23 protein-coding genes are annotated in these 23,925 nt (G+C 73.6%); 8 read left to right on the top strand and 15 right to left on the bottom strand.

Features of this window, described 5'->3' with window-relative positions; genetic code table 11:
* Positions 1–238 precede the first annotated feature (238 nt).
* The gene (locus tag ACPT94_RS17905; protein ID WP_425246264.1) at positions 239–1,000 is read left to right on the top strand and encodes a GntR family transcriptional regulator; all 762 of its coding nucleotides are present in this window, start codon (positions 239–241) and stop codon (positions 998–1,000) included.
* A 126-nt stretch (positions 1,001–1,126) separates the two neighbouring features.
* Here the strand turns inward: ACPT94_RS17905 and ACPT94_RS17900 are convergent, their stop codons facing one another.
* The 3 genes from ACPT94_RS17900 to ACPT94_RS17890 all read right to left on the bottom strand — a co-directional run bounded on the left by ACPT94_RS17900 (position 1,127) and on the right by ACPT94_RS17890 (position 4,787).
* On the bottom strand, positions 1,127–2,299 hold the full coding sequence (locus ACPT94_RS17900) for an ROK family transcriptional regulator (protein ID WP_360342369.1): 1,173 nt from the start codon (positions 2,297–2,299) through the stop codon (positions 1,127–1,129).
* A gap of 653 nt (positions 2,300–2,952) precedes the next feature.
* Complete coding sequence (locus ACPT94_RS17895; protein WP_360342372.1) at positions 2,953–3,618, bottom strand: response regulator transcription factor; 666 nt, start codon at positions 3,616–3,618, stop codon at positions 2,953–2,955.
* A 14-nt stretch (positions 3,619–3,632) separates the two neighbouring features.
* On the bottom strand, positions 3,633–4,787 hold the full coding sequence (locus ACPT94_RS17890) for a sensor histidine kinase (protein ID WP_360342375.1): 1,155 nt from the start codon (positions 4,785–4,787) through the stop codon (positions 3,633–3,635).
* A 108-nt stretch (positions 4,788–4,895) separates the two neighbouring features.
* Between ACPT94_RS17890 and ACPT94_RS17885 the strand changes: the two genes are divergently transcribed.
* From ACPT94_RS17885 to ACPT94_RS17875, 3 genes are all read left to right on the top strand, one after another.
* Entirely contained in the window at positions 4,896–5,816 is a 921-nt protein-coding gene (locus ACPT94_RS17885) for an ATP-binding cassette domain-containing protein (RefSeq protein WP_360342378.1), read from the top strand.
* Positions 5,817–5,818: 2 nt separating this feature from the next.
* A complete protein-coding gene (locus ACPT94_RS17880) occupies positions 5,819–6,541 on the top strand; it encodes an ABC transporter permease (RefSeq protein ID WP_360342381.1) in 723 nt (240 codons plus the stop codon).
* Positions 6,542–6,621: 80 nt separating this feature from the next.
* Positions 6,622–7,065, top strand: a complete 444-nt coding sequence (locus ACPT94_RS17875; protein ID WP_360342384.1) for a hypothetical protein — start codon at positions 6,622–6,624, stop codon at positions 7,063–7,065.
* 7 nt (positions 7,066–7,072) lie between these two features.
* Here the strand turns inward: ACPT94_RS17875 and mug are convergent, their stop codons facing one another.
* The gene (gene mug, locus ACPT94_RS17870; protein WP_360342471.1) at positions 7,073–7,618 is read right to left on the bottom strand and encodes a G/U mismatch-specific DNA glycosylase; all 546 of its coding nucleotides are present in this window, start codon (positions 7,616–7,618) and stop codon (positions 7,073–7,075) included.
* Positions 7,615–9,057 (bottom strand): adenylosuccinate lyase, encoded by a 1,443-nt coding sequence (purB, locus tag ACPT94_RS17865; protein ID WP_360342387.1) that lies wholly within the window; start codon positions 9,055–9,057, stop codon positions 7,615–7,617. Before purB ends, mug begins: the two co-directional genes overlap by 4 nt.
* A gap of 112 nt (positions 9,058–9,169) precedes the next feature.
* Between purB and ACPT94_RS17860 the strand changes: the two genes are divergently transcribed.
* On the top strand, positions 9,170–9,322 hold the full coding sequence (locus ACPT94_RS17860; RefSeq protein ID WP_425246263.1) for a hypothetical protein: 153 nt from the start codon (positions 9,170–9,172) through the stop codon (positions 9,320–9,322).
* Positions 9,323–9,488: 166 nt separating this feature from the next.
* Here ACPT94_RS17860 and ACPT94_RS17855 read toward each other — a convergent pair whose 3' ends face one another.
* The 7 genes from ACPT94_RS17855 to ACPT94_RS17825 all read right to left on the bottom strand — a co-directional run bounded on the left by ACPT94_RS17855 (position 9,489) and on the right by ACPT94_RS17825 (position 17,748).
* Positions 9,489–10,277, bottom strand: coding sequence for an SGNH/GDSL hydrolase family protein (locus ACPT94_RS17855; protein ID WP_360342390.1), 789 nt, complete (start codon positions 10,275–10,277; stop codon positions 9,489–9,491).
* A gap of 103 nt (positions 10,278–10,380) precedes the next feature.
* Positions 10,381–11,394, bottom strand: a complete 1,014-nt coding sequence (locus ACPT94_RS17850) for a hemolysin family protein (protein ID WP_425246262.1) — start codon at positions 11,392–11,394, stop codon at positions 10,381–10,383.
* Positions 11,391–12,725 carry a hemolysin family protein gene (locus ACPT94_RS17845; protein ID WP_360342396.1) on the bottom strand — a complete coding sequence of 445 codons (1,335 nt, stop codon included), beginning with the start codon at positions 12,723–12,725 and terminating at the stop codon, positions 11,391–11,393. The genes ACPT94_RS17850 and ACPT94_RS17845 overlap by 4 nt, the downstream gene beginning before the upstream one ends.
* A 177-nt stretch (positions 12,726–12,902) precedes the next feature.
* A complete protein-coding gene (locus ACPT94_RS17840; protein WP_360342399.1) occupies positions 12,903–13,328 on the bottom strand; it encodes a GNAT family N-acetyltransferase in 426 nt (141 codons plus the stop codon).
* Positions 13,329–13,406: 78 nt separating this feature from the next.
* A complete protein-coding gene (locus ACPT94_RS17835) occupies positions 13,407–14,294 on the bottom strand; it encodes an LLM class F420-dependent oxidoreductase (protein WP_360342402.1) in 888 nt (295 codons plus the stop codon).
* Between the two features lie 45 nt (positions 14,295–14,339).
* Positions 14,340–16,907, bottom strand: a complete 2,568-nt coding sequence (locus ACPT94_RS17830) for an ABC transporter permease (RefSeq protein ID WP_425246261.1) — start codon at positions 16,905–16,907, stop codon at positions 14,340–14,342.
* Between the two features lie 4 nt (positions 16,908–16,911).
* Entirely contained in the window at positions 16,912–17,748 is an 837-nt protein-coding gene (locus ACPT94_RS17825) for an ABC transporter ATP-binding protein (RefSeq protein ID WP_360342408.1), read from the bottom strand.
* A 136-nt stretch (positions 17,749–17,884) separates the two neighbouring features.
* Between ACPT94_RS17825 and ACPT94_RS17820 the strand changes: the two genes are divergently transcribed.
* Together ACPT94_RS17820 and ACPT94_RS17815 are read left to right on the top strand one after the other, a co-directional pair.
* A complete protein-coding gene (locus ACPT94_RS17820) occupies positions 17,885–18,136 on the top strand; it encodes a toxin-antitoxin system HicB family antitoxin (RefSeq protein ID WP_360342411.1) in 252 nt (83 codons plus the stop codon).
* Between the two features lie 4 nt (positions 18,137–18,140).
* Positions 18,141–18,515 (top strand): fic family toxin-antitoxin system, toxin component, encoded by a 375-nt coding sequence (locus ACPT94_RS17815; RefSeq protein WP_360342414.1) that lies wholly within the window; start codon positions 18,141–18,143, stop codon positions 18,513–18,515.
* Positions 18,516–18,581: 66 nt separating this feature from the next.
* Here ACPT94_RS17815 and ACPT94_RS17810 read toward each other — a convergent pair whose 3' ends face one another.
* Together ACPT94_RS17810 and ACPT94_RS17805 are read right to left on the bottom strand one after the other, a co-directional pair.
* The gene (locus tag ACPT94_RS17810) at positions 18,582–19,274 is read right to left on the bottom strand and encodes a class I SAM-dependent methyltransferase (RefSeq protein WP_360342417.1); all 693 of its coding nucleotides are present in this window, start codon (positions 19,272–19,274) and stop codon (positions 18,582–18,584) included.
* Between the two features lie 101 nt (positions 19,275–19,375).
* Entirely contained in the window at positions 19,376–20,062 is a 687-nt protein-coding gene (locus ACPT94_RS17805; protein ID WP_360342420.1) for an esterase/lipase family protein, read from the bottom strand.
* Positions 20,063–20,177: 115 nt separating this feature from the next.
* Between ACPT94_RS17805 and ACPT94_RS17800 the strand changes: the two genes are divergently transcribed.
* The gene (locus ACPT94_RS17800) at positions 20,178–22,892 is read left to right on the top strand and encodes a LuxR C-terminal-related transcriptional regulator (protein ID WP_425246260.1); all 2,715 of its coding nucleotides are present in this window, start codon (positions 20,178–20,180) and stop codon (positions 22,890–22,892) included.
* 309 nt (positions 22,893–23,201) lie between these two features.
* Here the strand turns inward: ACPT94_RS17800 and bioD are convergent, their stop codons facing one another.
* The gene (bioD, locus tag ACPT94_RS17795; RefSeq protein WP_425246259.1) at positions 23,202–23,924 is read right to left on the bottom strand and encodes a dethiobiotin synthase; all 723 of its coding nucleotides are present in this window, start codon (positions 23,922–23,924) and stop codon (positions 23,202–23,204) included.
* Position 23,925 lies beyond the last annotated feature (1 nt).

The raw sequence follows: 23,925 nt of genomic DNA, 5'->3' as shown, positions 1-23,925 counted from the left end.
AACTCCAGTACCGCGGCCCCCGTTTCGCGACGGGGGATTTGCCGTCATGTCAAGAAAACGGTTCCTCGAGAACGTTCAGTGAACGCTTTCTCGTCCGGTGTAAACCAACGTCCCCAGGGTTCCAGGATTGGTCTTGACCAGGCATGGGGGCCGCCCTATGGTCGCAGAGAAGTACAACAACCTTTAATAAACAAGGGCGCGAAAACGCCGCCGGACCACGGCGATTGCGGAGGACAGGGTGGGGACCACGCAACTGGAATCGGTGCCGGAACCGAAGTACTGGCATCTCAAGACCGTGCTCAGTGAGGCACTCGACTCGGAGTTCACCGTGGGCGAGATCCTGCCCAACGAGCGTGAACTGGCCGCCCGATTCGGGGTCGCGCGCGCGACGCTCCGTCAGGCCCTGGAGCAGCTCGAACTGGAGGGCCGGCTGCAGCGCCGTCGCGGCGTCGGCACCACCGTCGCGCCGCCCCGCGTGGGCGTCGACGTGGGAACGGAACGCGGAACCTGGCCCGGCGCGAGTGGTGACACGTGGCAACTCGTCGACTGCACGGTCGCCGCCCCGCCGGCGGCCGTCGCCGACGCCCTCGGCATCGACCGCGAGCAGCCCGTGCACATCGTGCGCCGCTCCCGGGTGTCCCACGGCCGGCCCGTCGCCGCCGAGCTCCTCTACGTCCCGCAGTCGTCGGTGCCCGGCCTGACCGCGATCGACGCCCCGTCCGGTACGGCACGCGCGCGTGCGGCGCTGCGCGAGCTGCAGCACCTGGCCCTGGAGGGGCAGGACCGCGCCGTGGAGCTGGGCTCGGCCCGCGCGGACGACGCGAAGGAACTCGACCGGCTGCCGGGTGCCCCGGTGCTCGTCGTCACGACCCGCTTCTTCGCCGAGGGCCGCACCGCGGCGCTCTCCGTCGCCACGTACCGCGCGGACACCTGCCGGCTGACGTTCGGCGCGTCGGGCGGGGTGGAGATCCACCACGGTCCGGAGCGCCAGGCGTCCTGACGCTCCGATCCCGCCTCACGGCCCTACGGCAGGCACCTGAACGGTCTGCGCCCCGGCCGCCGAGGCCCGCGCCACCGAGCGCACACCTCCGCCGCGCCCCGGAACTCCTCCGGGGCGCGGCGCGTTTCACGGACGACCCACCGCCGAACGCCCCGTCACCGTCCCCTCCACCGCGAAGAGCTGCTCCTCGACATGGTCGAGAGCCAGCCGCAGCGCCCCCGTCGCCACGGCCGCCTCGCCGAGCATCGACAGGGCCACCTTCGGCGGCCGCAGACAGTACCGCTCCAACTCCCGCCGCAACGGCTCCAGGACACCGTCCAGCCCGGCCGCCCAGCCGCCGACCACCACCAACTCGGGGTCGAGGGCCAGCACCAGCGCGGCCACGTCGTGGACGAGCCGCTGGATGAAGCGGTCGACGGCCGCCCGGGCCCGCTGATCACCCTCGCGCGCCTGCGCGAACACGCCGGCGACCGCCTGCTCGTCCAGCGGGTGCAGCGGCTCGTCCGTCGTGGACAACAGCGTCTCCGGGGTCACCTCCCGGCCCAGCAGGTGCAGCGCGCCGATCTCCCCGGCGGCCCCGCCGTACCCGCGGTGCAGCCGCCCGCCGATCAGCGAACCGGCGCCCGGGCTCAGCCCCGCCAGCACGAACACGACGTCGTCGGACTCCACGGCCGACCCCTTCCAGTGCTCGGCCACGGCCGCCGCGTTGGCGTCGTTCTCGACCAGCACCGGGCACTTGAAGGAGCGGCTCAGCCGCTCGCCCAACCGCAGCCCCGTCCACTGGGGGAGCGCCGTGCCCAGCCGTATCGTTCCGTCGGCCTCGACGATCCCGGGGGTGCCGACGCCCACGGCCCGCAGGGAGCTGCGCGCGACACCAGCCCGGCGCAACAGCTCGGCGACCGCGCTGCGCAGCCGCTCCAGCCGCTCGTCCGCCGGCGCCGTCTCGTCGACGTCCTTGGCCTGGGCGCCCAGCACCCGTCCGTCCAGGTCGGCGAGGAGCGCGGCCACGCGGTGCGCCCCGATCTCCAGACCCAGCAGATGACCGGCCTCCGCACGGAACCGGAACCGCCGCGCCGGCCGCCCCTGTCGCCGGGCGACACTCTCGTCGGCCGCCTTCTCGACGACGAGCCCGGCCCCGATGAGATCCTCGACGACCCCCTCGACGGTCGGCCGGGACAGCCCCGTGACCCGGGTGATCTCCGTCAGCGTCGCGCAGTCCGCGGCACGCAGCGCGTGCAGCACCACCGCGGAGTTGATCCTTCGCAGCAGCGAGGGATCCCCGCCGGTCAGCCGTCCCAACGTCCGTCCTCCCAGCTCGTGGCCGTGTTGGGCGGATCGTACTCGGCGCGGCCGACCCCGGCGAGTGCGGAATCCCACGAACGGACTTCCGACGCCGCTGGTCGCCCCGCCCGCTCGGCCCCGACTCGGCGCGCCGCTGGTGGGGCGCCCGCTGGGGCTTGCCGCGGGCCGGCTCGGCTCAGCGCGCTGTTGGGCGCCGTGCGTGGTTGGGGTGTCGGACCTGGCTCGGCGCGTCCCGGTGGACGCGCATGCTCGGGGCTGCCGCCCGCAGCTCGGCGTGCCGTTGGGTGCCGCGCATGCTCGGGGCTGCCGCCCGCAGCTCGGCGTGCCGTTGGGTGCCGCGCATGCTCGGGGCTGCCGCCCGCAGCTCGGCGTGCCGTTGGGTGCCGCGTGTGGTCGGGGCGTCCGGCCGTGGCTCGGCGTGTTGTCGGGTGGGCGCCCGCTGGGGCTTGCCGCGGGCCGACCCAGCGTGCCGTCGGGCGCCTCGCATTGTCGGGGCGCCCGGCCTCGGCTCGGCGTGCCCCGGGTGGCGCGCCTCGGGCCCCGGGTGGCGCGCCGGCCTGCCGCCCGCAGGCTCGGCGTGCCGTCGAGGACGTCGTGCGCCGTCGGGCGTCCGCCGGCCGCTCGGTGTGCCGCAGGTGTCGTGCGTCGGCTCAGCCTGCGCCCACGAACCCGGACTCGTACGCCGTGATGACGGCCTGCGTGCGGTCCCGTGCCCCCAGCTTGGCCAGGACCGCGCTCACATGTGACTTGACCGTCTCCGCGCCGACGACCAGCTGGGCGGCGATCTCCGCGTTGGACAGGCCTCGTGCCATCAGCCGCAGCACCTCGGCCTCCCGCTCGGTCAACCGCGCCCGTCGCAACACGTCCCGGGCCGCGCGGTTCCCCCGCCCCCCGTCGCCGTACTCGGCGGCGAGCCGCCGTACCGACGCGGGGAACAGCAGTGACTCGCCCTCGGCGACGAGCCGCACCGCGTGCACGATCTCGGCGGGCCGCGCCCGCTTCAGCAGAAACCCGTCCGCGCCCGCCCGCAGCGCCTCGTACACGTACTCGTCGTTCTCGAAGGTCGTCACCACGAGGATCTTCGGCGGCTCCGGCACCGTCCGCAGCACCGCCCGAGTGGCCTCGATCCCGTCCATCAACGGCATCCGCACGTCCATGGCGACCACGTCCGGCCGGAGCTGCCGCACCAGCGGAATCACCGCCGCACCGTCCGCCGCCTCCCCGACGACCTCGATGTCGCCCGGCGCCTCCAGCACGGCCCGCAGACCCGCGCGGACCAGGGGTTCGTCGTCGACGAGGAGTACGGTCACCGGCATCCGGCCAGCGTAGATCAGCCCAGCGGCAGCTCCGCACGGACCTGCCAGTCTCCCGCGTCCGGGCCCGTGGACGCCCGCCCGCCGAGGAGCGCGGCCCGCTCGCGTATGCCACGCAGCCCGCTGCCGCGCCCGGGGCCGGGTGTGCCAGCCGTCAGCGGATTGCGGACCTCCAGGCAGAGGACGTCGGAGGCGACCCCGACACGGACCCGGACGGGGACGGCTCCCGCGTGTCTCAGCACGTTGGTCAGCGCCTCCTGGAGGATGCGGTAGCCCTCCCGGGACACCGGACCCGGCACCGAGTCCAGCGGTCCGGTCACCTCGGCGTCGACCTTCGCGCCCGACGCGCGCGCCGACTCCAGCAGCCGGTCGGCCTCGGCCAGCGTCGGCCTTCCGCTCGCCGGCTGCTCCGACTCGCGCAGGACACCGAGGACCCGCTCCAGATCGGCGAGGGCCGACCGGCCGGTCTCCTCGATCGCGCCCAGTGCCCGGTCGGTGAACTCAGCGTCGCCCGCCGCCCGCGCCGCGCCCGCCTGCACCACCGCCACCGTGAGCGCGTGACCGATCGAGTCGTGCAGCTCGCGCGCTATCCGATTGCGCTCCAGGAGCTGCTCGGTGCGCTCCTCCAGCGCCGCGAGCCGCTCCGCGGCGGAGGGGCCGAGGAGCCGCCGCGCGAGGGAGGTGACCGACGCGCCGAGCCCGACGACCAGCCCGTACAAGGCGAGGAGAGGGAGCGGCACCAGGAGGGCGTAGCCCCAGTGCGGTGTCGCTTCGGCGAGGACCGGGACGCCGTCGGGCACCCGCCCCCACGCGGTCCGGGCCAGCTCGAAGGCGAGGATCGGCAGCCAGACGCAGCCGAACACGGACACCGCCCCGAGCGCCATGCGCACTTCCAGCCACAGCACCGTGCGCAGCCGGTCCCGCCATCCCGTCGCCGGAGCCACGGAGAAGCCCGGATCCCGCTCGCCGGGCGTGAGCAGCAGCTGCGCCTGCACCCCCTCGCCCCTGCGCACCGCCGGGATCAGCCCGACCGGCACGAGCACGAGCGCGGGCACCCACGGCCGCGACGGATCGATGTACATCCAGACACTCACGACCAGCATCGGCACCCACAGGTGCAGCAGTCGTGTGTACGTCGTCCCCCGCAGCAGCGGGCGCAGGCAGCGGCCCATGCGGACATCGTGGCAGGCACCACTGACAACGGGCCTCCCCCGGGCGGGGGAGACGGACTCCACCGGCGGGGGAGGCCCCCGCACCGGGCCGGTCGCCAGGCTGGGGCCATGACCAGCATCGACATCCGCGACCTCACGAAGGAGTACGGCCGCCGACGGGCCGTGGACGCGCTCACCTTCCGCGTCCTGCCCGGCCGCGTCACCGGTTTCCTCGGCCCCAACGGCGCCGGGAAGTCCACCACCCTGCGCCTGCTCCTCGGCCTCGACCGCCCGACGTCCGGCACCGCCACCCTCGACGGCCGGACCTACGCCACCCTGCGCGAACCCCTGCGGCACGTCGGCGCCCTGCTCGACGCGCAGGCCCCGCACGGGTCCCGCACCGGCCGCGACCATCTGCGCGCCCTCGCCGCGAGCAACCGCGTCCCCGTCCGCCGGGTCGACGAGGTGCTGGAGGAGACGGGGCTCGCCCCGGCCGCCCGCCGCCGGGTGAGGACGTACTCCCTGGGCATGCGCCAGCGGCTGGGCATCGCCGCGGCCCTGCTCGGCGACCCCGAGGTGGTGGTGCTCGACGAGCCGTCCAACGGCCTGGACCCCGAAGGCATCGTCTGGATCCGCGGGTTGCTGCGTCGGCTCGCGGGCGAGGGGCGGACCGTGCTGGTCTCCAGTCACCTGATGAACGAGACCGCCTCCTTCGCCGACCACCTCGTCGTCCTCGGCCGGGGCCGCCTGCTGGCTGACACCCCGATGCGGGACTTCATCGACGCGCGCGTGCGGCCCCGCGTACGGGTCCGCACCAGCGACCCCGCCGCGCTCGGCAACGCCCTCGCCCGCCACGGCCACGACGCCGTCGCCCACGACGACGGGCACTGGACCGTGGACCACGCACGCGTGGACGACATCGGCCGCCTCGCGTCCGACGCCGGCGTCCCCCTGCTCGAACTGACCGCCGAGGAAGGCACGCTGGAGCAGGCCTACCTCGATCTGACCGCCGCCGACGCCGAGTTCACGGCCCAGCCGCAGGAGGCCTGACCATGGCATTCCAGCCCGCCCTCCACGCCGAGTTGATCAAGATCCGTACCCTGCGCGCACAGGTCGGCGGCCCGTGCGCGATCCTGGTCGCCACCGTCGCCTTCTCCGCGCTCGCCGGCGTCGACACGGACGGCGACGACTTCGACCCGCTGTTCTCCGCCTTCTTCGGCGTCACCTTCGGCCAGATCGCGGCGATCGCGTTCGGGACGACGGCCGTGGCGGCCGAGTTCCAGGGCGGGGCGCTGCGCGTCTCGCTGGCCGCGGTGCCGCACCGGGGCCGCTGGTTCGCCGCCAAGGCGACGGCGATCGCGCTGCCCGTCCTGGCCGTCGGCCTGGTCACGGGCTTCGTCACCTTGGCGGTGGGCAGCGCGGTACTGGGGGAGAAGGCCGACGGGTTCAGTACGGCCGAGGGCGTGCGCGCCGCGGTGGGCTGCGGGATCCACCTGACGCTGATGGCCCTGTTCGCCGCGGGGCTGACGGCCGTCCTGCGCAGCGGAGTGGCCGCGCTGAGCGTCCTGATCCCGTTCCTGTTGATCGTGTCCTTCGTGATCGGCGACCTGTCCGGCGGCGTCGCGGACTTCCTGCCCGACCGGGCCGGCCAAGTGGTGCTCCACGGAAGCTGGGACGGCGCCCTGGGACCGTGGACCGGGCTCGCGGTGACCGCCCTGTGGACGGCGGCCGCCCTCGCGGCGGGGGAGTGGCGGGTGCGGCGCCGGGACGCCTGAGCCCGGGTCGCTGACACCCTGACAGTTCCCCGTGGCCATCGCCTCACTGATTGTCAGTGGCAGCCGGTTTACTGGATCACATGGACATCGCGCGCTGGCTCGCCACCATCGACCTGCTGTGCGCCCGGGACTTCCCCGCGGAGCACGGCAGGACGGACGTGGGCACGGGAGGCCCCGGTTATCTCGTCGCCGAGTTACAGACCAGCGACGACTTCTGGGAGGACGACGGGACGCAGTGGGAGGAGACGGAGGCACAGTACGACGCCGACCGGGACGGGATCACCGCGCGGCTGACCGACCGCTGGGGGCCACCGCACCACATCAGCCTGTCCAGCACGCTGGAACGCTCGACGAACGGCGAGGACATACCCGAGCCCTGGCGCTCGCTCAGTGCGCACGTGCCGGACGTCCACCTGTGGCAGCTGCCCGGCACGGGACGCTGGCTCGCCCTGGGAGTCTCCCAGTGGGACAAGGAACTGCCGTTCCAGCTCCTCGCCGTCGTCACCGACACCGACCCGCCCTGACCCGGCCTCAGCCCTCCGCCGCCACCCGCAGCCGCGCGAACTCCTCCGCCATCGTCGCCGCCGTCCAATGGGCGTTGAGGCCACTGGGATTCGGCAGCACCCACACACGCGTGTCCCCGATCACCCGCTCCTGCGGACCCACCCGCGCCTTCCGGTCGTCGAACGCGGCCCGGTAGGCCGTGACCCCCACCACGGCCAGCCAGCGCGGCCTCAGCAGCACGACCTTCTCCGCCAGCAGCCGCCCGCCCTCGCGGTACTCCTGAGCCGTCAGCTCGTCGGCCCGCGCGGTCGCCCGCGCCACCACGTTGGTGATGCCGAGCCCGTACGACAGCAACTCCCGTTGCTCGGCCGGCTTCATCAGCCTCGGCGTGAAACCGGACAGGTGCAGCACCGGCCAGAAACGGTTGCCCGGGCGGGCGAAGTGGTGGCCCGTCGCCGCCGTCATCAGCCCCGGGTTGATGCCGCAGAACAGCACACGGAGGCCGCCCGCGACCACGTCCGGGACGAGACGGTCGCGGGCGGCCTCGAGCTCCGCCTGGGTGAAGCGGGTCAGAGGATCGCTCCCGGGGTGTAGCCGGCGGCCTCCGGGCGCTGCTTCACGATCTCCTCGATCCGGCCGACGACGGCGGCAACCTGGTCGGCGGCGGCGCCCGTGAAGGACAGCTTGTCGGCCATCAGCGCGTCGAGCTGCGCCCGGTCCAGCGGGATGCGCTCGTCGGCGGCGAGCTTGTCCAGGAGCTCGTTGCGCTCGGCGCCCTGCTCGCGCATCGCCAGCGCGGAGGCCACGGCGTTCTCCTTGATCGCCTCGTGCGCGACCTCGCGGCCCACGCCCGCGCGCACCGCGCCCATCAGCACCTTGGTGGTGGCGAGGAACGGCAGATAGCGGTCCAGCTCGCGCGACACGACCGCCGGGAAGGCCCCGAACTCGTCGAGCACCGTCAGGAACGTCTCCAGCAGACCGTCCAGCGCGAAGAACGCGTCGGGGAGCGCCACCCGGCGCACCACCGAGCAGGACACGTCACCCTCGTTCCACTGGTCGCCCGCCAGCTCGCCCGTCATCGACGCGTAGCCGCGCAGGACGACCATGAGGCCGTTGACGCGCTCGCAGGAGCGGGTGTTCATCTTGTGCGGCATGGCGGAGGAGCCGACCTGGCCCGGCTTGAAGCCCTCGGTGACCAGCTCGTGCCCGGCCATCAGCCGGATCGTCTTCGCCAGCGACGACGGCGCCGCCGCCAGCTGCACCAGCGCGGTGACGACCTCGTAGTCCAGCGAGCGCGGGTACACCTGGCCGACGGACGTGAACGCCTGCGAGAAGCCCAGGTGGCCCGCGATCCGCTGCTCCAGCTCGGCGAGCTTCCCGGCGTCCCCGCCGAGCAGGTCGAGCATGTCCTGCGCCGTGCCGACCGGGCCCTTGATGCCACGCAGCGGGTAGCGGCCGAGCAGCTCCTCGACCCGGCCGTACGCCACGAGCAGCTCGTCGGCCGCGGTCGCGAAACGCTTGCCGAGCGTGGTGGCCTGCGCGGCCACGTTGTGCGAGCGGCCGGCCATGACCAGCTCGGCGTACTCCCCGGCCAGCTTGCCCAGCCGGGCGAGGACGGCCACCGTACGGTCGCGCATCAGCTCCAGCGAGAGGCGGATCTGCAGCTGCTCGACGTTCTCGGTGAGGTCGCGCGAGGTCATGCCCTTGTGCACGTGCTCGTGCCCGGCGAGGTCGTTGAACTCCTCGATCCGCGCCTTCACGTCGTGCCGCGTGACCTTCTCGCGCTCGGCGATCGAGGCCAGGTCGACCTGGTCGAGGACGCGCTCGTAGTCGGCGATCGCCGCGTCCGGCACCTCGATCCCGAGGTCCTTCTGCGCCCGCAGCACGGCGAGCCAGAGCTGACGCTCCAGCCTCACCTTCTGCTCGGGCGACCAGAGCGTGGCGAGCTCGGCGGAGGCGTAGCGTCCGGCGAGGACGTTCGGGATGCGGGGCTTGGCGGGAGCGGAAGTCACGTGTACGGATTCTACTGGCGATTCGTGCAGGCCAGCGCCGCAGGGCTGTTCGGCGGAACCTACGAGACCCGCGTCACCCTCCGGCCTGCGCCAGCTCGGGCAGGACGTCCGCGTGACAGGGTTCCGGCGCTCACCAGCAGGCCGGCGTCTTCCCGCGCAGGCCGTCCACCAGCTCCAGCAGCTCCGGGTGTCCAGCGGATACGCCCGGTACACAGCCGTCACCTCGGCCCGCGTGCCGTCCCGTCTCCTCGTCGGGGTGTCGTAGGCGAAGGGGTTGCCCGGGGGTGCCGGGGGAGGTCTCAGCCTCCGAGGTCCAGCGGTGGCTCACCGCCGGCGCCGGTCAGGGCGACGTCCACGGGGGAGTCTTCCAGCCGGGGCCCGAACCCGTGGATCCGGCCCGGAGACCGATCACCCGCGCGGTCACCGCGCTCCTAGACCGCGGGGCCCTCGTACGGCAGCAGCTCCGGCCGCTTCGGCGGCAGGCCGTCGCCCGAGGAGCGGCCGGTCAGACGGCGTCCGATCCACGGCAGCAGGTGCTGCCGGGCGAACCGGACGTCCGCGACGCGGCGCGCAGCCCAGCCCGGCGGCAGGGTCGCCGGCATCGGTGTGTGCCACTCGGTGTCCTCGGGGTCGTGGCCGAGCGTCTGCCAGACCGCCTCGGCGACACGGCGGTGGCCCTCGGCCGTGAGGTGCAGCCGGTCCACGTCCCACAGGCGCGGGTCGCCCAGGGACGGGGCGCCGTACAGGTCGACGACCAGGGCGCCGTGCCGGGCGGCGAGGTCGTCGACGCAGGCGAACAACTCCTCCATGCGCGGCCGGAACCGCTCCAGGACCGGGCCCTGGCGGCCGGGGCTGCGCATCAGCACGAGCTGCTTGCAGGACGGGGCCAGCCGCTCCACCGCCTCCGTCAGCAGGCCCTTGACCCGCCCCATGTCGCACTTGGGTCGCAGCGTGTCGTTGAGGCCGCCGACGAGGGTGATCACGTCGGCGCCCATCGCGGCCGCCACGGGCACCTGCTCCTCGACTATCTGGCCGATCAGCTTGCCGCGCACGGCGAGGTTGGCGTACCGGAAGCCGGGCGTGCGGGCGGCCATCCGGCCCGCGAGGAGGTCCGCCCAGCCCCGGTAGGTGCCGTCCGGCAGCAGGTCCGACATGCCCTCGGTGAAGGAGTCGCCGACCGCGACGAGACTGGAGTACGGGGGTGTGGTGTTCGTCTGCATGACGTCAGCGATGGTAACCCGCGCACATACCCGTCGGTCGGTCGGCCTCCGTTCCCCTCGGGAGCAGGCTCACGGCGGGAGCTCGCTCACGGCAGGAGCAGCCTCACGCCCGCTGCCCGAACAGTTCCCGCAGCACGTCCTCCATGGTCACCATCCCCGCGAGCCGTCCGTCGGCGCCCAGCACGGCCGCCAGATGCGTACGGCTGCCCCGCATGGCGGTCAGGACGTCGTCCAGGGGCGTCGTCTCCCGTACGCGCGCGATGGGCCGCAGGTCCCGCAGCCGGAACGGCACGTTGTGGGGCGAGGCGTCCAGCGCGTCCTTGACGTGCAGGTAGCCGACGATCCGGCGCCCCTCGTCGACGACGGGGAAGCGGGAGAACCCGGACTCGCCCGCGAGCCGCTCCAGCTCCTCCGGCGTGACGCCCACGCGCGCGTAGACGACACGTTCCAGCGGAAGGACGACGTCCCGCACCGGGCGCCGGCCCAGCTCCAGGGCGTCGTGCAGCCGCTCCTGGGCGCGGTCGTCGAGGAGACCCGCCTCACCGGCGTCCTTGACGATCTGCGCCAGCTCCGCGTCCGAGAAGGTGGCCGTGACCTCGTCCTTGGTCTCGATCCGCAGCAGCTTCAGCAGGCCGTTCGCGAAGGCGTTGATCGCGAAGATCACCGGGCGCAGCGCCCGGGAGAGGGTGACCAGCGGCGGTCCGAGCAGCAGGGCGCTGCGCACCGGCTCCGCGAGCGCGATGTTCTTCGGCACCATCTCGCCCAGCAGCATGTGCAGATACGTGGCCAGGGTCAGCGCGATCACGAAGGACACCGCGTGGCCGGCGCTCTCGGGCACGCCGATCGCGTGGAACACCGGCTCCAGCAGATGCGCGATCGCCGGTTCCGCGACCACACCGAGGACCAGGGTGCACAGCGTGATGCCGAGCTGTGCCGCCGCCATCAGCGCGGACACGTGCTCCAGACCCCACAGCACGCTCCTGGCGCGCCGGTCGCCCCGCTCGGCGTACGGCTCGATCTGGGAGCGGCGTACGGAGATCAGGGCGAACTCCGCTCCGACGAAGAAGGCGTTGACGACCAGGGTCGCCAGGCCGATCAGCAACTGGACGGCGGTCACCTGCCGACCTCCTGTTCGGACGGGTCGTCGAGCGGCGCGTGCAGCAGCACCCGCGCGGCCCTGCGGCCGGAGGCGTCCACCACGTCCATGCGCCAGCCGGCGACCTGGACCCTGTCGCCGACGGCCGGGATGCGGCCCAGCTCGGTGGCGACCAGGCCGGCGAGTGTCTCGTACGGGCCCTCCGGGGCGTGCAGCCCCACGCGCGTGAGCTGGTCGGTGCGGGCGGCGCCGTCGGCCGAGTACAGGACACGGCCGTCGTCGTCCGTGCCCGCGGGGGCCAGGTCGGGTGTCTCGTGCGGGTCGTGCTCGTCACGGACCTCGCCGACGACCTCCTCGACGATGTCCTCCAGCGTCGCCACGCCCGCCGTGCCGCCGTACTCGTCGATGACCACGGCCATCGTCCGTTTCCCGGACAGCCGGTCCAGGAGCCGGTCCACCGTCAGCGACTCGGGCACCAGCAGCGGTTCACGCATGATCTCGGCGATGGACACGCGCGTGCGGCGCTCCGCGGGGACCGCCAGGACGTCCTTGATGTGGGCGGTGCCGACCACCGTGTCCAGGCTGCCGCGGTAGACGGGGAAGCGGGAAAGACCCGTCGCCCGGGTGGCGTTCGCCACGTCCTCGCAGGTCGCCAGGGCCTCCAGGGCGATGACCTGCACGCGCGGGGTCATCACGTTCTCAGCGGTGAGGTCGGCCAGATTCAGCGTGCGCACGAACAGCTCGGCGGTGTCCGCCTCCAGGGCGCCCTGCTTGGCGGAGTGCCGGGCCAGCGCCGCCAGCTCCTGGGGACTGCGGGCGGAGGCCAGCTCCTCGGCGGGCTCCAGGCCGAAGCGGCGCACCACACGGTTCGCGGTGTTGTTCAGATGGGTGATGAAGGGGCGGAAGGCGGCGCTGAACCAGCGCTGGGCGTTGCCCACCCGCTTGGCCACGGCCAGCGGGGCGGAGATCGCCCAGTTCTTCGGCACCAGCTCGCCGACGACCATCAGGAACACGGTCGACAGGGCCGTACCCAGCACCAGCGCGACCGAGCTCGCCGCGGTGCGCGAGAAGCCGATCGACTCCAGCGGCCCGGAGATCAGCTTGGCGATGGACGGCTCGGCGAGCATGCCGACCACCAGGTTGGTGACGGTGATGCCGAGCTGGGCGCCGGAGAGCTGGAAGGTGAGATTGCGGACGGCCTTGAGGGCGCCGGCCGCGCCGCGCTCGCCCCGCGCGACCGCCCGTTCCAGTTCGCCGCGCTCCACGGTGGTCAGTGAGAACTCGGCCGCGACGAAGGCGCCGCACGCGAGCGACAGCAGGATCGCCACCAGCAGCAGGAGCACTTCCATCATCGGGTCACCTCCGTCCCATGGTCGGACAGGGCAGGGAGGAACGCGCGATGTCGGGTACTGGGAGGCTCGCCCATGGGCGGACGCTCACACCTTTCATGAACCGATGGGAAGACCGTACTGTCCGTACGGTCCCCCCAATAGTAAAGGATCGGCAAAGCGGACGGTCGGCGGGCCGGGTCAGCCGGTGAGCGGCTTCACCCAGCGCAGCCACTGCTCCTGAGGCGTGTACCCCGCCGCGCGCCACGCATGGTGCGCGGTCTCGTTGCGTGTCAGCACCATCGCGTCCCCGCGCCGCCCGCCGAGCCGCGTGAACCGCTCCTCCGCCGCGGCCAGCAGCGCCGACCCGATGCCCTGCCGGCGGCGCTCCGGGTGCACGGCCAGCCGGTACAGATGGCAGCGCCATCCGTCGAACCCGGCGATGACCGTGCCGACCAGCTCGCCCTCCTTCTCGGCCAGGATCAGCGCCTCGGGGTCGCGGGCGACCAGCCGCTCCACGCCGTCCCGGTCGTCACTGATGCTCGTCCCCTCGGCGGCGGTCTTCCAGAAGGCCAGCACGGTGTCGAGGTCGTCGGGCGTCGCGGCCCGTATCCGCAGATCAGACATGCGCCGATCCCATCACGGGCGGTGCCTCCGGGGGCGGAATTCCAGCATCCGGACGCACCGCCCCGGCGCCGGCGCCGATCACCGTCCCCGCAACCGAGCGATCACCGGCGCGAACGCCTCGATGTACGGCTCCAGCACCGTCAGATACGAGAACCCGTACCGCTCCCGCTGCGCGAGCACCTGCGCGACGATCTCCTCGAACGTGCCGACCAGCAGCAGGGGCAGCTCCAGTGCCTGCGCCGGGGTCAGCTGCGGCACCCGCTCCAGGAGGGGCCGGACGGCCGCCTCGCGGTCCTCGGTGACGATCACCATCTGGATGAGCAGGTTGAGTTCCGCCGGTTCCGCACGGCCCCGCGCCAGCTCGCGGTAGCGCGCCACGCGTTCGTCGAGCTCGGCGGCCGTGATCGGCGTCAGCCCCGTCGGACTGTCCGGCGCCGACCGGGCGCCCGTGAAGGCCGCGATGTCCGCGTGTTCGGCGGTGAGTTCGAGCATCCGGTCGCCGTTGGCCCCGATCAGCAGCGGCACCCGAGGCCGCTGCACCGGCCGGGGCCTGTGCTCCGGCGAACCCAGCAGCCGGTCCAGCTCCTCGATCGTGCGCCGCAGATGCTCCACCCGCTCACCGGGCGAGCCCCACGGCAGCCCCGCCGTCTCGTGCTCCGCCCGTACGTACCCGGTGCCGAGTCCCAGTTCCAGGCGCCCGCCCGTCAGCGCGTCCGTCGTCGCCACCTCGCGCGCGAGCAACGCCGGATTCCAGAAACCGGCGTTGAGCACGAACGTGCCCAGGCGCGGCCGCTCGGTGGCCTCGGCGGCCGCGACCAGGGCGGGGAACGGCGCCGGCATCCCCAGGTGGTCGGGGACGAGCAGCACGTCGTAGCCGAGCTCCTCGACCCGGCGGCACTTGGCGCGCCACTCCTCGGCGGGCGCGGGCTCGATCAGACTGGCTCCGAAACGGAACGCACGTGGCATGAACTCTCCTCAGCAGCGAGCGACTCGAGCCATCACGCCTTTCCGTCAGTCGTGCGCGATGGCCGCCAGCACATTCATGCGGGACGCGCGCAACGCCGGGAGCAGCGCCGCCACGACGCCGACCACCGCCGAGCCGACGACGACCGCGACGATCGTGCCCCACGGGATCGCGAGCGCCTTCATCCCCTGCAGGGCGAGCACCTGCTGGGTGCACACGCCCCACACCAGCCCGAGCGCCAGCCCGAGGACCGCGCCGAACACCGCGATCACCACCGACTCCAGCCGGATCATCCGGCGCAACTGCCGCCGGGCCAGCCCGATGGCCCGCAGCAGCCCGATCTCCCGGGTCCGCTCCACCACCGACAGCGCCAGGGTGTTGACCACACCGAGCACCGCGATCACGATCGCGAGCCCGAGCAGCGCGTACACCAGGTACAGCAGCACCGCGATCTGGTTGTGGACCAGATCCTTGTAGTCGGCCTGGTCGCGCACCTGCACCTGTGGATACGGATCGAGCGCCTTCTCCAGCCGGGGCCGCAGGTCGTCGGCGTTCACGCCGGGGGCCGTGTTGACGTACAGCACGGAGTCCTGCCCGCCGGGCACGTACTTCTCGACGGTCGCGATACCGAGGAACAGTCCGCCCTGCATGCCGAAGCCCTCCGCGGCGTCCTGGTCGGTCAGCGCGCCGACCTTCAACGAGAGGGTCCGGTCGCCGGGGAACTCGACCGGGAGCACACTGCCGACCCGCACCCCGTGATCCTTCGCGAAGTCCACGTCCATGCCGATCGCACCGTCGGCCAGCGCGGCCGCCGAGTCGCCCTGGGCGTACGTCACGTGGGCGACCTCGTCGACCTGCGGGTCGTACCCGGCGGCGGTCGTCTCGGTCCGGCTGCCGTCCGGCAGCCGTACGGCGACCGGCGCGAACCGCTGCCGTACGACGGTGCCGACGCCCGCGGTGGCGTGGACCCGGTCGGTGACCTCCTGGGAGAACGGGGTGAAGTTGGTGTTCTGGATCACGAAGTCGGCGCCGAGTGTCTCGTCGATCTGCTGGTCGAAGGACTTCGACATGGAGGCGCTCGCCACCGACATGCCGCCCACCAGGGCGAGGCCCACCATGAGCGCGGCGGCGGTGGCGCCGGTACGGCGGGGGTTGCGCAGCGCGTTGCGCTGGCTCATCCGGCCGATCGAGCCGAACAGGGCCGGGACGGCCGCGCCGAGCACCCGGATCACCGGACGCACCAGCAGGGGTCCCGCGATGACGGTCGCGACCAGGGTGAGGACGACACCGAGGCCCAGCAGGGAGGCCGCGGACGCCGTCTGCGACGCGGTCACGCAGCCCACGAGGGCGGCCGCACCGAGGGCGCCGACGACCGCCCCGACCACCGCGCGCACCTTCAGCGGCCGTCCCACGCCGGCGATGTCCGCTTCCGCGAGGGCCGCCATCGGGGACACGGCCGCCGCGCGCCGGGCGGGCAGATAGGCGGCGACGAAGGTGACGCCGACGCCGACGACGTACGCCGTCACCGGGGTGACCCAGCCGACGACCATCTCCGTGGTCTTCAGGTTCATGCCGAACGCGCTCATCAGCCGGATCAGACCGGCCGCCAGGCCGATACCGGCCGCGAGGCCCAGCGTCGAGCCGACCAGGCCCAGCAGCACCGCCTCGGTGAGGACCGAGCGCCGCACCTGGCGGCGGTCGGCGCCCAGGGCCCGCAGCAGGCCCAGCTCACGGGTGCGCTGGGCGATCAGCATGGAGAAGGTGTTGACGATCAGGAACACGCCCACCAGGACGGCGATCCCGGCGAATCCCAGCATCACGTACTTGATGATGTCGAGGAACCCGCCGAGTTGCTCCGCCGCCGACTTCGCCTGCTCGTCGGCCGTCTTCACGTCGTAGGGGCCGGAGCCCAGCGCGGCGGTGACCCGGCGCTTCAGCTCCGTGTCGGTCACCCCCTGCGCCGCCTCGACGGAGACGCCCGTGACCTTGTCCGCCGAGCCCAGCAGCTGCCGGGCGGCGACCTCGGGGTCGACGAAGACCAGGGCCGCGCCCGGATTGGTGGTCCTGAAGGTGGCGATGCCGACGATCCTGACCTTGAAGGAGCCCGGCTGGGCCATCACCGTCAGGGTGTCGCCGATCTCCACGCCCTTCTTGTCGGCGGTGTCGGCGTCCAGCACGGCCTGGCCGGCGCCGCGCGGGGCCTCACCGGAGGTCAGCTCCACCGCGCTGCGGTCGGTGACGTACCAGTCGGCGGCGATGGTGGGCGCGCCGGTGGTCGGTCCCACGGACTCGTTCTCGCCGTCGACGACGGTGATGTTCTCCACGCCCACGTCGGCGTGGGCCGAGGCCACCCCGTCGACGCGGGCCACCCGGTCGACGAGGGCGGCGGGCAGGGTCTGGACCGCGCCGGTCGGCACGGAGGCCTTCAGATCGTCCTTCGGCTGCACCGTCACATCGGCCGACGTGGACGCGAAGAGACGGTCGAAGGTGCGCGTCACCGTGTCGGAGAAGATCAGGCTGCCCGCCACGAACGCCACCGACAGCACGACCGCCAGGGCGGACAGCAGCAGCCGGCCCTTGTGGGCGAGGAAACTCCGGAGCGTCGCCTTCAGCACCGGCTCAGTCCTCCCCGGCGGGGACGCCCGCCTCGCCACCGGCCCCGTCGGAGCCGGAGGCCTGGGAACTCCCGGTGGTGAAAAGGCGCATGCGTTCCAGGACCGCCTCCGCCGTCGGCTGCCCCATCTCGTCCACGATCCGCCCGTCCGCGAGGAAGAGCACCAGGTCGGAGTGGGCGGCGGCACCCGGGTCGTGGGTGACCATGACGACGGTCTGCCCCAGGCTGTCGACGGCTTCACGCAGGAAGGCGAGCACTTCCAGGCCGGCCCGCGAGTCCAGGTTGCCGGTCGGCTCGTCCGCGAAGATCAGCTCCGGGCGGGAGGCGAGCGCCCGGGCGCAGGCCACGCGCTGCTGCTGGCCGCCGGAGAGCTGGGACGGGCGGTGTTTGAGGCGGTTGCGCAGCCCGAGGGTGTCGATCACCTGGTCCAGCCACTTCTGGTCGGGCCTCTGCCCGGCGATGTCCATGGGCAGGGTGATGTTCTCCAGCGCGTTCAGCGTCGGGATCAGGTTGAACGACTGGAACATGAACCCGATCCGGTCCCGCCTGAGCCGGGTCAGCTCCCGCTCCCTCAGCCCCGTGATCTCGGTGTCGCCGAGCCACACCTGCCCGGCCGAGACGGTGTCGAGCCCGGCCAGGCAGTGCATCAGCGTGGACTTCCCGGAGCCCGACGGCCCCATGACCGCGGTGAAACGCCCGCGCACGATGTCCACGTCCACCGAATCCAGGGCGAGCACGGTCGTCTCGCCCGAGCCGTACGCCTTGGTCAGCCCTCGGGCACGGGCCGCCACGCCGTCGGCCGAGGCCAGGCCGGGGGCGTGCTGCGCAGCAGGTGTGGACAAGGTGCCTCCTCGCTCGCGTGGACGTGCCGACATGCCTGTCCGGCCGAGCGTAGTGTGACCGGGCCCACACTCGGTATCCCTTTTCGGCCCGAGGCCGCCCTTGCCGGTGCTAGCAGCCCGGCGCTAGCGTCGAGGTATGGCGAAGACCCAGCTGAACGTACGCGTCGACGAGGGCACGGCCCGGGCCGCCCGTGAGCGCGCCACCGCGCGCGGCATGAGCGTCAACCGCTACATCGAGGAACTGGTCCGACAGGACACCGGGGAGGCGGGGCACACCTTCGTGGAGGCGGCCGCCGACTTCATGAAGCAGTACGAGACCGTCTTCGCCGAGGAGTTCGGCGCGGCACGCGAGGGCGCGCACCCCGGCACGCGCGAAGGTCGCCGCTGAACCCTTGGACCATCTCAGCATCGACCTCGCCTGGCTCCTGATGCTCGCCGAACAGAAGACACCGGGAGACCCACAAGTCACCGACTGGGGAGCCCTGGTGGCCGCCGTGGCACGCCACCGAGCCGAGATCTTCGACGTCCCCGTCTACGACACCCCGCACGCCCGGGCGGCATCGCTGCTCCAACTGCTCCTCCACGTCCCCGCCTTGGAGCGCTCGAACGCCCTCTTCGCCTGCTCCGTCGCCTACGCCTACCTCGTGGCCAGCGGGGCGAAGGTCGTCACCTCGCCCGAACAGGTCCGTGACCTGGCCCGCCTGGTCAAGAGCGGTGAGGCCTCGGTGTACGACATCGCGCAGGAGCTGCGCCAGTGGAGCCTGTGAGGCTCGCGCCGGCCTGGTGCGGATCGAGCCGGAGCCCTTTGAAGCTCCGGCCGGAACGCGCGCGGCTCAGCTCCCGTCCATGACCGGCCCCCAGGCCGTCCCCAGCACGCAGTAGGACACCGGCAGCCTCGGCCCCTTCTCCGGCAGCACCAGACTCCGGTACGGGCCGAGTTCGAACCCGGCGTCGCGCAGCGCCCCCACCGGATCGCGGGACAGATGGCAGCCGCCGCTGAGGTGCGGCCACACCGTCCGGTCCAGCGCCCGCTGGGTGCAGGTCATCGCCGGCCCGCCGCCCAGACCGTGCTCCAGGAACCGCACCTCGCCCCCGGGCCGCAGCACCCGCCGCAGCTCGGCCAGGGCCCGCGGCACGTCCCGCACGCTGCACAGCACCAGCGACAGCACCGCCGCGTCGAAGGCCTCGCTCTTGACCGGCAGCGCCTCCGCCGCGCCCGGGGCGACGTCGACGGGCACCTCGGCGCGCAGCGCCGCCTCCCGCGCCAGCTTCCGCAGGTGGCGCTCCGGTTCGATCGCGACGACCTCCGAGACCGTACCCGGGTAGTGCGCGAAGTTCAGGCCGTTGCCCGCGCCGATCTCGATGACCCGGCCGGAGAGCCCGGCGAGCAGCCGGCCGCGCAGGCCGCCGAGACCGGCACGGGTCTCCGCGGCCACGCTGAGCCGGGCGTAGCAACGGGCGAACAGCGGGTGGCGGACGGGATCGCCGGGCACCTTGCCGGAGCCGGTGGCGGACCGTGGCGGCATGGCGACCTCCCGGGCAGGACGGGCCTACCGGGATTCTCCCCCGTACGGACCCGCCGCACCCCCGCTGTCCTCACGTGATGCGTCACGGGACGCGTCACCGGTCACCGGACGAAATCGCGCACCTGCTCGTAGATCCCGTGGTCGTTGTTCGTGTCGGTGTGCGAGACGCAGCCGACACCGACGTTGGCCGCCCCGCTCAGCAGCGCCGAGGAGTCGGGGTTGATCGCCTCGTCGCAGTTCGACCAGTACGCGGCGTACGAGACGCTGCCCGGTGTCTCGTCGCCGGAGTTGAGCGCGGTGAGGAACGAGCTGTTCGTCTGCATCTCGACGCACGAGGTGTACAGCCACCCGCACAGCGAGGCGACCGACGTGCCGTGGTTGGTGCCCGCGACCGAGACGAAGTCGTCCACGTACGCCGTCCCGCCGAGGTTCTTGAGGTAGTAGCGGGAGCTCAGCGCGCCCATGGAGTGGACGACGAGGTCGACCTTGCTCGCGCCGGTCCGCGCGAGCACGTTCTGGATCTCGGTGGCCAGCTGCCGGGCGGTGGTGACGTTCGACTGGGACCAGCTGTACGACCAGGCGTCCAGTTCGGCGGCGGTGTAACCGTCCGCCTTGAAGTCCGCGACCCAGTCGGTCCAGCTACTGGAGGAACTGCTGATGCCGTGTACGAAGACGACCGGGTTGCGGGTCGCCGCCTGGGCCGGGGGAGCGGAGAAGGAGAGTGCCAGAAGGAGCGATGAGGCCACGGCCGAGAGGGCCGCGGCGATGCGACGCTTGTGGCGCTGCATGATGCCTCCTGAAACGGGTGGGGTCGCCAGGAGTGTCCGGTGGGGTCTACGCGCGCCGCATCGGTGAAATCGCCGGTCTTTACGGTTCAAGTAACCCATCGGTAACGTCATTTGGGTGGTGACTCCGGTGAACCCCCCACCTCTTGACCGCACTTCGCCACCGCCGCTCGCCGACGCGTGGCCGCGCCCGGCCTCCGCGCTTCCCGAACGTGTCCGCGTCCGGGTGCTGCGCCTGGTGTACGGCGACCCGCGCGCGGCCGCCGAACTCGCGGCGCGGCTCACCGAACGCCAGGTGGCCGGCCTCGATCCGCTCCCGGTCGAACCCGCCCGTCTCGCCCCCGGGTTGCTCGCCGCCCGCCGCCGCGCGGTGCGGGCGCTGCCGGACGACACACGGCTGCTGCTCCTGCTCGCCGCGGCCGACCAATACCCGGTCGCCACCCACGCCTTCCTGCGGGCCGTGGCCGCCGCCCGCCTCGACACACGGCCCCTGGAGGCCGCCGAGGCCGTGGGCCTCGCCCACGCCACCGCCGGCGGCGTCGGCTTCGTCGACCCCTGGACCCGGATCGCCGTGTACGACGCGGCCACCCCGGCCGACCGGCGCGACGTCCACCGGCTGCTCGCCCGGGTCCTGCACGGCGCGGGCGAGACGCCCCGGCGGTCCTGGCACCGGGGAGCGGGCGCCCTCGGCCCCAGCGAGCGGCTCGCGGCGGAGCTGACGGCCGCCGCCGCGCAGGCCCGCGCCGCCGGGGACCCGACCCTGGCCGCGGCCCTCGCCGAACGCGCCGCCGCCCTCTCCCCGGACCCCCGCGCGCACGCCCGCCTGCTCGCCGAGGCCGCCGCCGACGCCTGGAACTCCGGCGACGGCAACCGCGCCCGCCTCCTCGCCGCCCACACCCCCACCGAGGCCCTGTCCGGGATCCTCGCCCTGCGCACGGGGCACGCGGGGGAGGCGTTCGACGCGCTGGTGGAGGGCGCGGCTCATACGGGCGCGAGTGTCGCTCTGCCGTCTGCGGCGGCGGGCGGCGCGGGCGGGCGTGCCGGTCCGCCGTCCGTGCGAGCCGACGATGCCGGCGGGCGCGGCGCGTTGCCCGACGTCGGTGCCGGTGCCGCGTCGCCGTCTGCGGGGGCGACTTTCGTGGGGGCGGGTGGTGGGCTGGTCGGGCGTGGTGTGTCGGCGTCTTCGGGGTCGGTTGACGCGGGCGGATGCGCCGCCCGCGCGCCGGGTGCGAGTGTCGCGTCGCCTCCTGCGGGAGTGGGTGGTGCGGTCGGTTGCGCCGCGTCGCCGTCTGTGGGAGTGGGTGGTGCGGGTGGTTGTGCTGCGTCGCCGTTTGCGGGAGCGGGTGGTGCGGCTGGATGTGCCGCGTCGCCGTCTGTAGGAGCGGGTGGTGCGGCTGGTTGTGCTGCGTCGCCGTCTGCGGGAGCGCGTCGCGCGGGCGGGCGCGCCGTGCCGCCGGGCGCGGGTGCCGCGTCGCCGTCTGCCGGGGGAAGCGCCGTGGAGGCGGTCGCCGAGCTCACGGCGAGGTTCCACCAGGACCCCCGCCACCTCCTCGCCCGCGCCGGGGAGGCCGCCGTCTACACGGGTGACCTGCGCCGCTGCCGCGAGGCCGTGCGGGTGGCCGGGCGGCTGGGCATCGCGCCGCCGGGTGTGCTCGGCGGGCTCGCGGCGGCCGTCGACGGCCGGTACGAGGACGCGCGGGACCTGCTGGAGGCGACCGCCGGGCGGTGCGGTCCGGGTGGCGACCCCACCCTCCTCGTCCACGCGGCCATCGCCGCCCTGATGCTCGGCGACCACGCCCGCGCCGCCACGGCCACCGTCCGGGCGGCCGCGGCCGCCCGCATCCGAGGCGTCACACCCGTCGTGTCCCAGGCCATGGAGTTCCGCGCCTACGCCGACTTCTGGACCGGCCGTACCCGCGCCGCCGAGACCGCCGCGCTGGACGCCCTGCGCCAGGCGTACATCACCGGGCAGGACAACGGCGCCTGCCATCTGCAGGCCGCACTCGCGATGTTCGGGGCGCTCGCCGGCGACGCCGACCTGTGCCGTGAGCGGGCCGCAGCCGCCCGTTCCCACGCCCTCGCCCACGGCCTCGGTCTGCCCGCCGCGCTCGCCCAGTGGGCGCTCGCCTTCCTCGACCTCGGCCACGGCCGCCACGACGCCGCCGCGGCGAGGCTGCGCGCCCTCGCCGGGTTCGGACCCGGCCACGGCCACCGGGCCATCCGCCACCTGGCCACCCCGCACTACGTCGAGGCCGCCGTTCGCACGGGCGACACCAGGGTCGCCCGCGCCGCCCACGCGGACTACGACCGCTGGGCCCGCGCCGTCCGCAGCGTCGACGACCTTGCCCTCAGCGCCCGCTGCCGCGCCCTGCTCACCCCGGGCGCCGACGCCGTCGACCACTACCGCACCGCACTCGACCTGCACGCTCAGGGCACCCGCGCCTTCGAACGCGCCCATACGGAGCTGCTGTTCGGCGGCGCCCTGCGTCGGCTCCGCCGGCGCACCGAGGCCCGCGAGCGCCTGCACGCCGCCCTGGAGGCGTTCGAGGCCTTCGGCGCTCCCCACTGCGCCGACCGCGCCCGCGCGGAACTGCGCGCGCTGGGCGCACCCGCCCCCCGGCGCGCCCTCGAGAGCCCCACGACCCACCTGACCGCCCAGCAGCTCCGGGTAGCCCGCATGGCCGCCGACGGCGCCACCAACCGCGAGATCGCCACCCGCCTCGCCCTCAGCCCCCGCACCATCGACCACCACCTACGTGGTGTCTTCAACCGCCTCGGCATCCGCTCCCGCATCGAACTGGTCCGCCTGCTCGCGGAGGCGGACGAGGGTTAGGGCCTGTCCGGCGGATCAGGTCGCAGGAAACCGGCGGTGACTCATCCGTGCGGGTGAGCGGGGCGATGGGGGTGCCCCGGCGCGAGGCTGTTCAAGCACCCAGCACGCGTGTCACCGACGTCCCGGGACAGCACCTGGGGGATCCGTCGGATCAGGTCGCAGGAAGCGGCAGTGCTTCATACTCCGGGGGCGGGCCAGGCTGGGCTGTGCCCCGCCGGGCCCGCCCCAGGAGACCGAGGTCCGCGGACCTGAGCGCCGACGCTCCCGCCGACAGCGCTGCCGGCTGGCTTCCCGCACTTCGCGAGGTGCTCAGGCCCCGGGCGCCGCGCTCTCCCGGAACGTCTCCGCCTGCCACGTCCCGTCCAGTCGCGGCGCCAGCCAACCCGGCGCCGTGGCACGGAAGTCGGCGGGCGTGAGTGACCCGGCACCGGCCGGGAGCGCCCCCAGCAGCGGGGCCCCGGCGACGTCCGGCAGGTCGGTGACGTTGCAACGCATCGCCAGGTCCGGGGAGTCGGGCCAGCTGCCGATGACCACGCCCAGCAGCTCGACCTTCCGCGAGCGCAGTTCACGAGCCGTGAGTTCCGTCGTGTTCAGGGTGCCCAGGCCCGGCGAGGCCACCACCAGCACCGGCGCCCGCAGCAGCTCCGCCGCGTCGGCCAGGGTTCCGCCCGCCTCGTCGAACCGTACGAGCAGCCCGCCGGCGCCCTCGACGAGGACCAGGTCGTGCTCGGTGGCCAGCTTGGCGGCGGCCTCGGCGATCTCGCGGGGGCGCACCGGTTCACGACCCGCCCGTCGAGCCGCCGTCGCCGGGGCCAACGGGTCGGGGTAGCGGGCGAGTTCGGCCGTCGTGACGGCGCCGGCGAGGCGCGCGACCTCGTCGGCGTCCGCGCGCTCGTCCGGCCGCACACCCGTCTGGGCGGCCTTCAGCACGGCCACCGAACGGCCGGCCGTGAGGGCCGACGCGGCGACGGCCGCGGTGGTGACGGTCTTGCCGACCTCCGTGCCCGTTCCCGTGATCACCAGGATCGGCATG

It is taken from the genome of Streptomyces aurantiaciflavus (assembly GCF_049808595.1).
In the GTDB taxonomy this organism is placed as follows: domain Bacteria; phylum Actinomycetota; class Actinomycetes; order Streptomycetales; family Streptomycetaceae; genus Streptomyces.
Note: the sequence above shows the minus strand (reverse complement) of the source record. Positions and strands in the feature narration are given on the sequence as shown.

Bases quoted from the DNA above. Each gene is read 5' to 3' on its own strand.
- ACPT94_RS17895 (WP_360342372.1), bottom strand. From the start codon at position 3,618: ATGCCGGTGACCGTACTCCTCGTCGACGACGAACCCCTGGTCCGCGCG.
- ACPT94_RS17890 (WP_360342375.1), bottom strand. From the start codon at position 4,787: ATGGGCCGCTGCCTGCGCCCGCTGCTGCGGGGGACGACGTACACACGA.
- ACPT94_RS17885 (WP_360342378.1), top strand. From the start codon at position 4,896: ATGACCAGCATCGACATCCGCGACCTCACGAAGGAGTACGGCCGCCGA.
- ACPT94_RS17880 (WP_360342381.1), top strand. From the start codon at position 5,819: ATGGCATTCCAGCCCGCCCTCCACGCCGAGTTGATCAAGATCCGTACC.
- ACPT94_RS17875 (WP_360342384.1), top strand. From the start codon at position 6,622: ATGGACATCGCGCGCTGGCTCGCCACCATCGACCTGCTGTGCGCCCGG.
- ACPT94_RS17855 (WP_360342390.1), bottom strand. From the start codon at position 10,277: ATGCAGACGAACACCACACCCCCGTACTCCAGTCTCGTCGCGGTCGGC.
- ACPT94_RS17845 (WP_360342396.1), bottom strand. From the start codon at position 12,725: ATGATGGAAGTGCTCCTGCTGCTGGTGGCGATCCTGCTGTCGCTCGCG.
- ACPT94_RS17840 (WP_360342399.1), bottom strand. From the start codon at position 13,328: ATGTCTGATCTGCGGATACGGGCCGCGACGCCCGACGACCTCGACACC.
- ACPT94_RS17835 (WP_360342402.1), bottom strand. From the start codon at position 14,294: ATGCCACGTGCGTTCCGTTTCGGAGCCAGTCTGATCGAGCCCGCGCCC.
- ACPT94_RS17820 (WP_360342411.1), top strand. From the start codon at position 17,885: ATGGCGAAGACCCAGCTGAACGTACGCGTCGACGAGGGCACGGCCCGG.
- ACPT94_RS17810 (WP_360342417.1), bottom strand. From the start codon at position 19,274: ATGCCGCCACGGTCCGCCACCGGCTCCGGCAAGGTGCCCGGCGATCCC.
- ACPT94_RS17805 (WP_360342420.1), bottom strand. From the start codon at position 20,062: ATGCAGCGCCACAAGCGTCGCATCGCCGCGGCCCTCTCGGCCGTGGCC.
- bioD (WP_425246259.1), bottom strand. From the start codon at position 23,924: ATGCCGATCCTGGTGATCACGGGAACGGGCACGGAGGTCGGCAAGACC.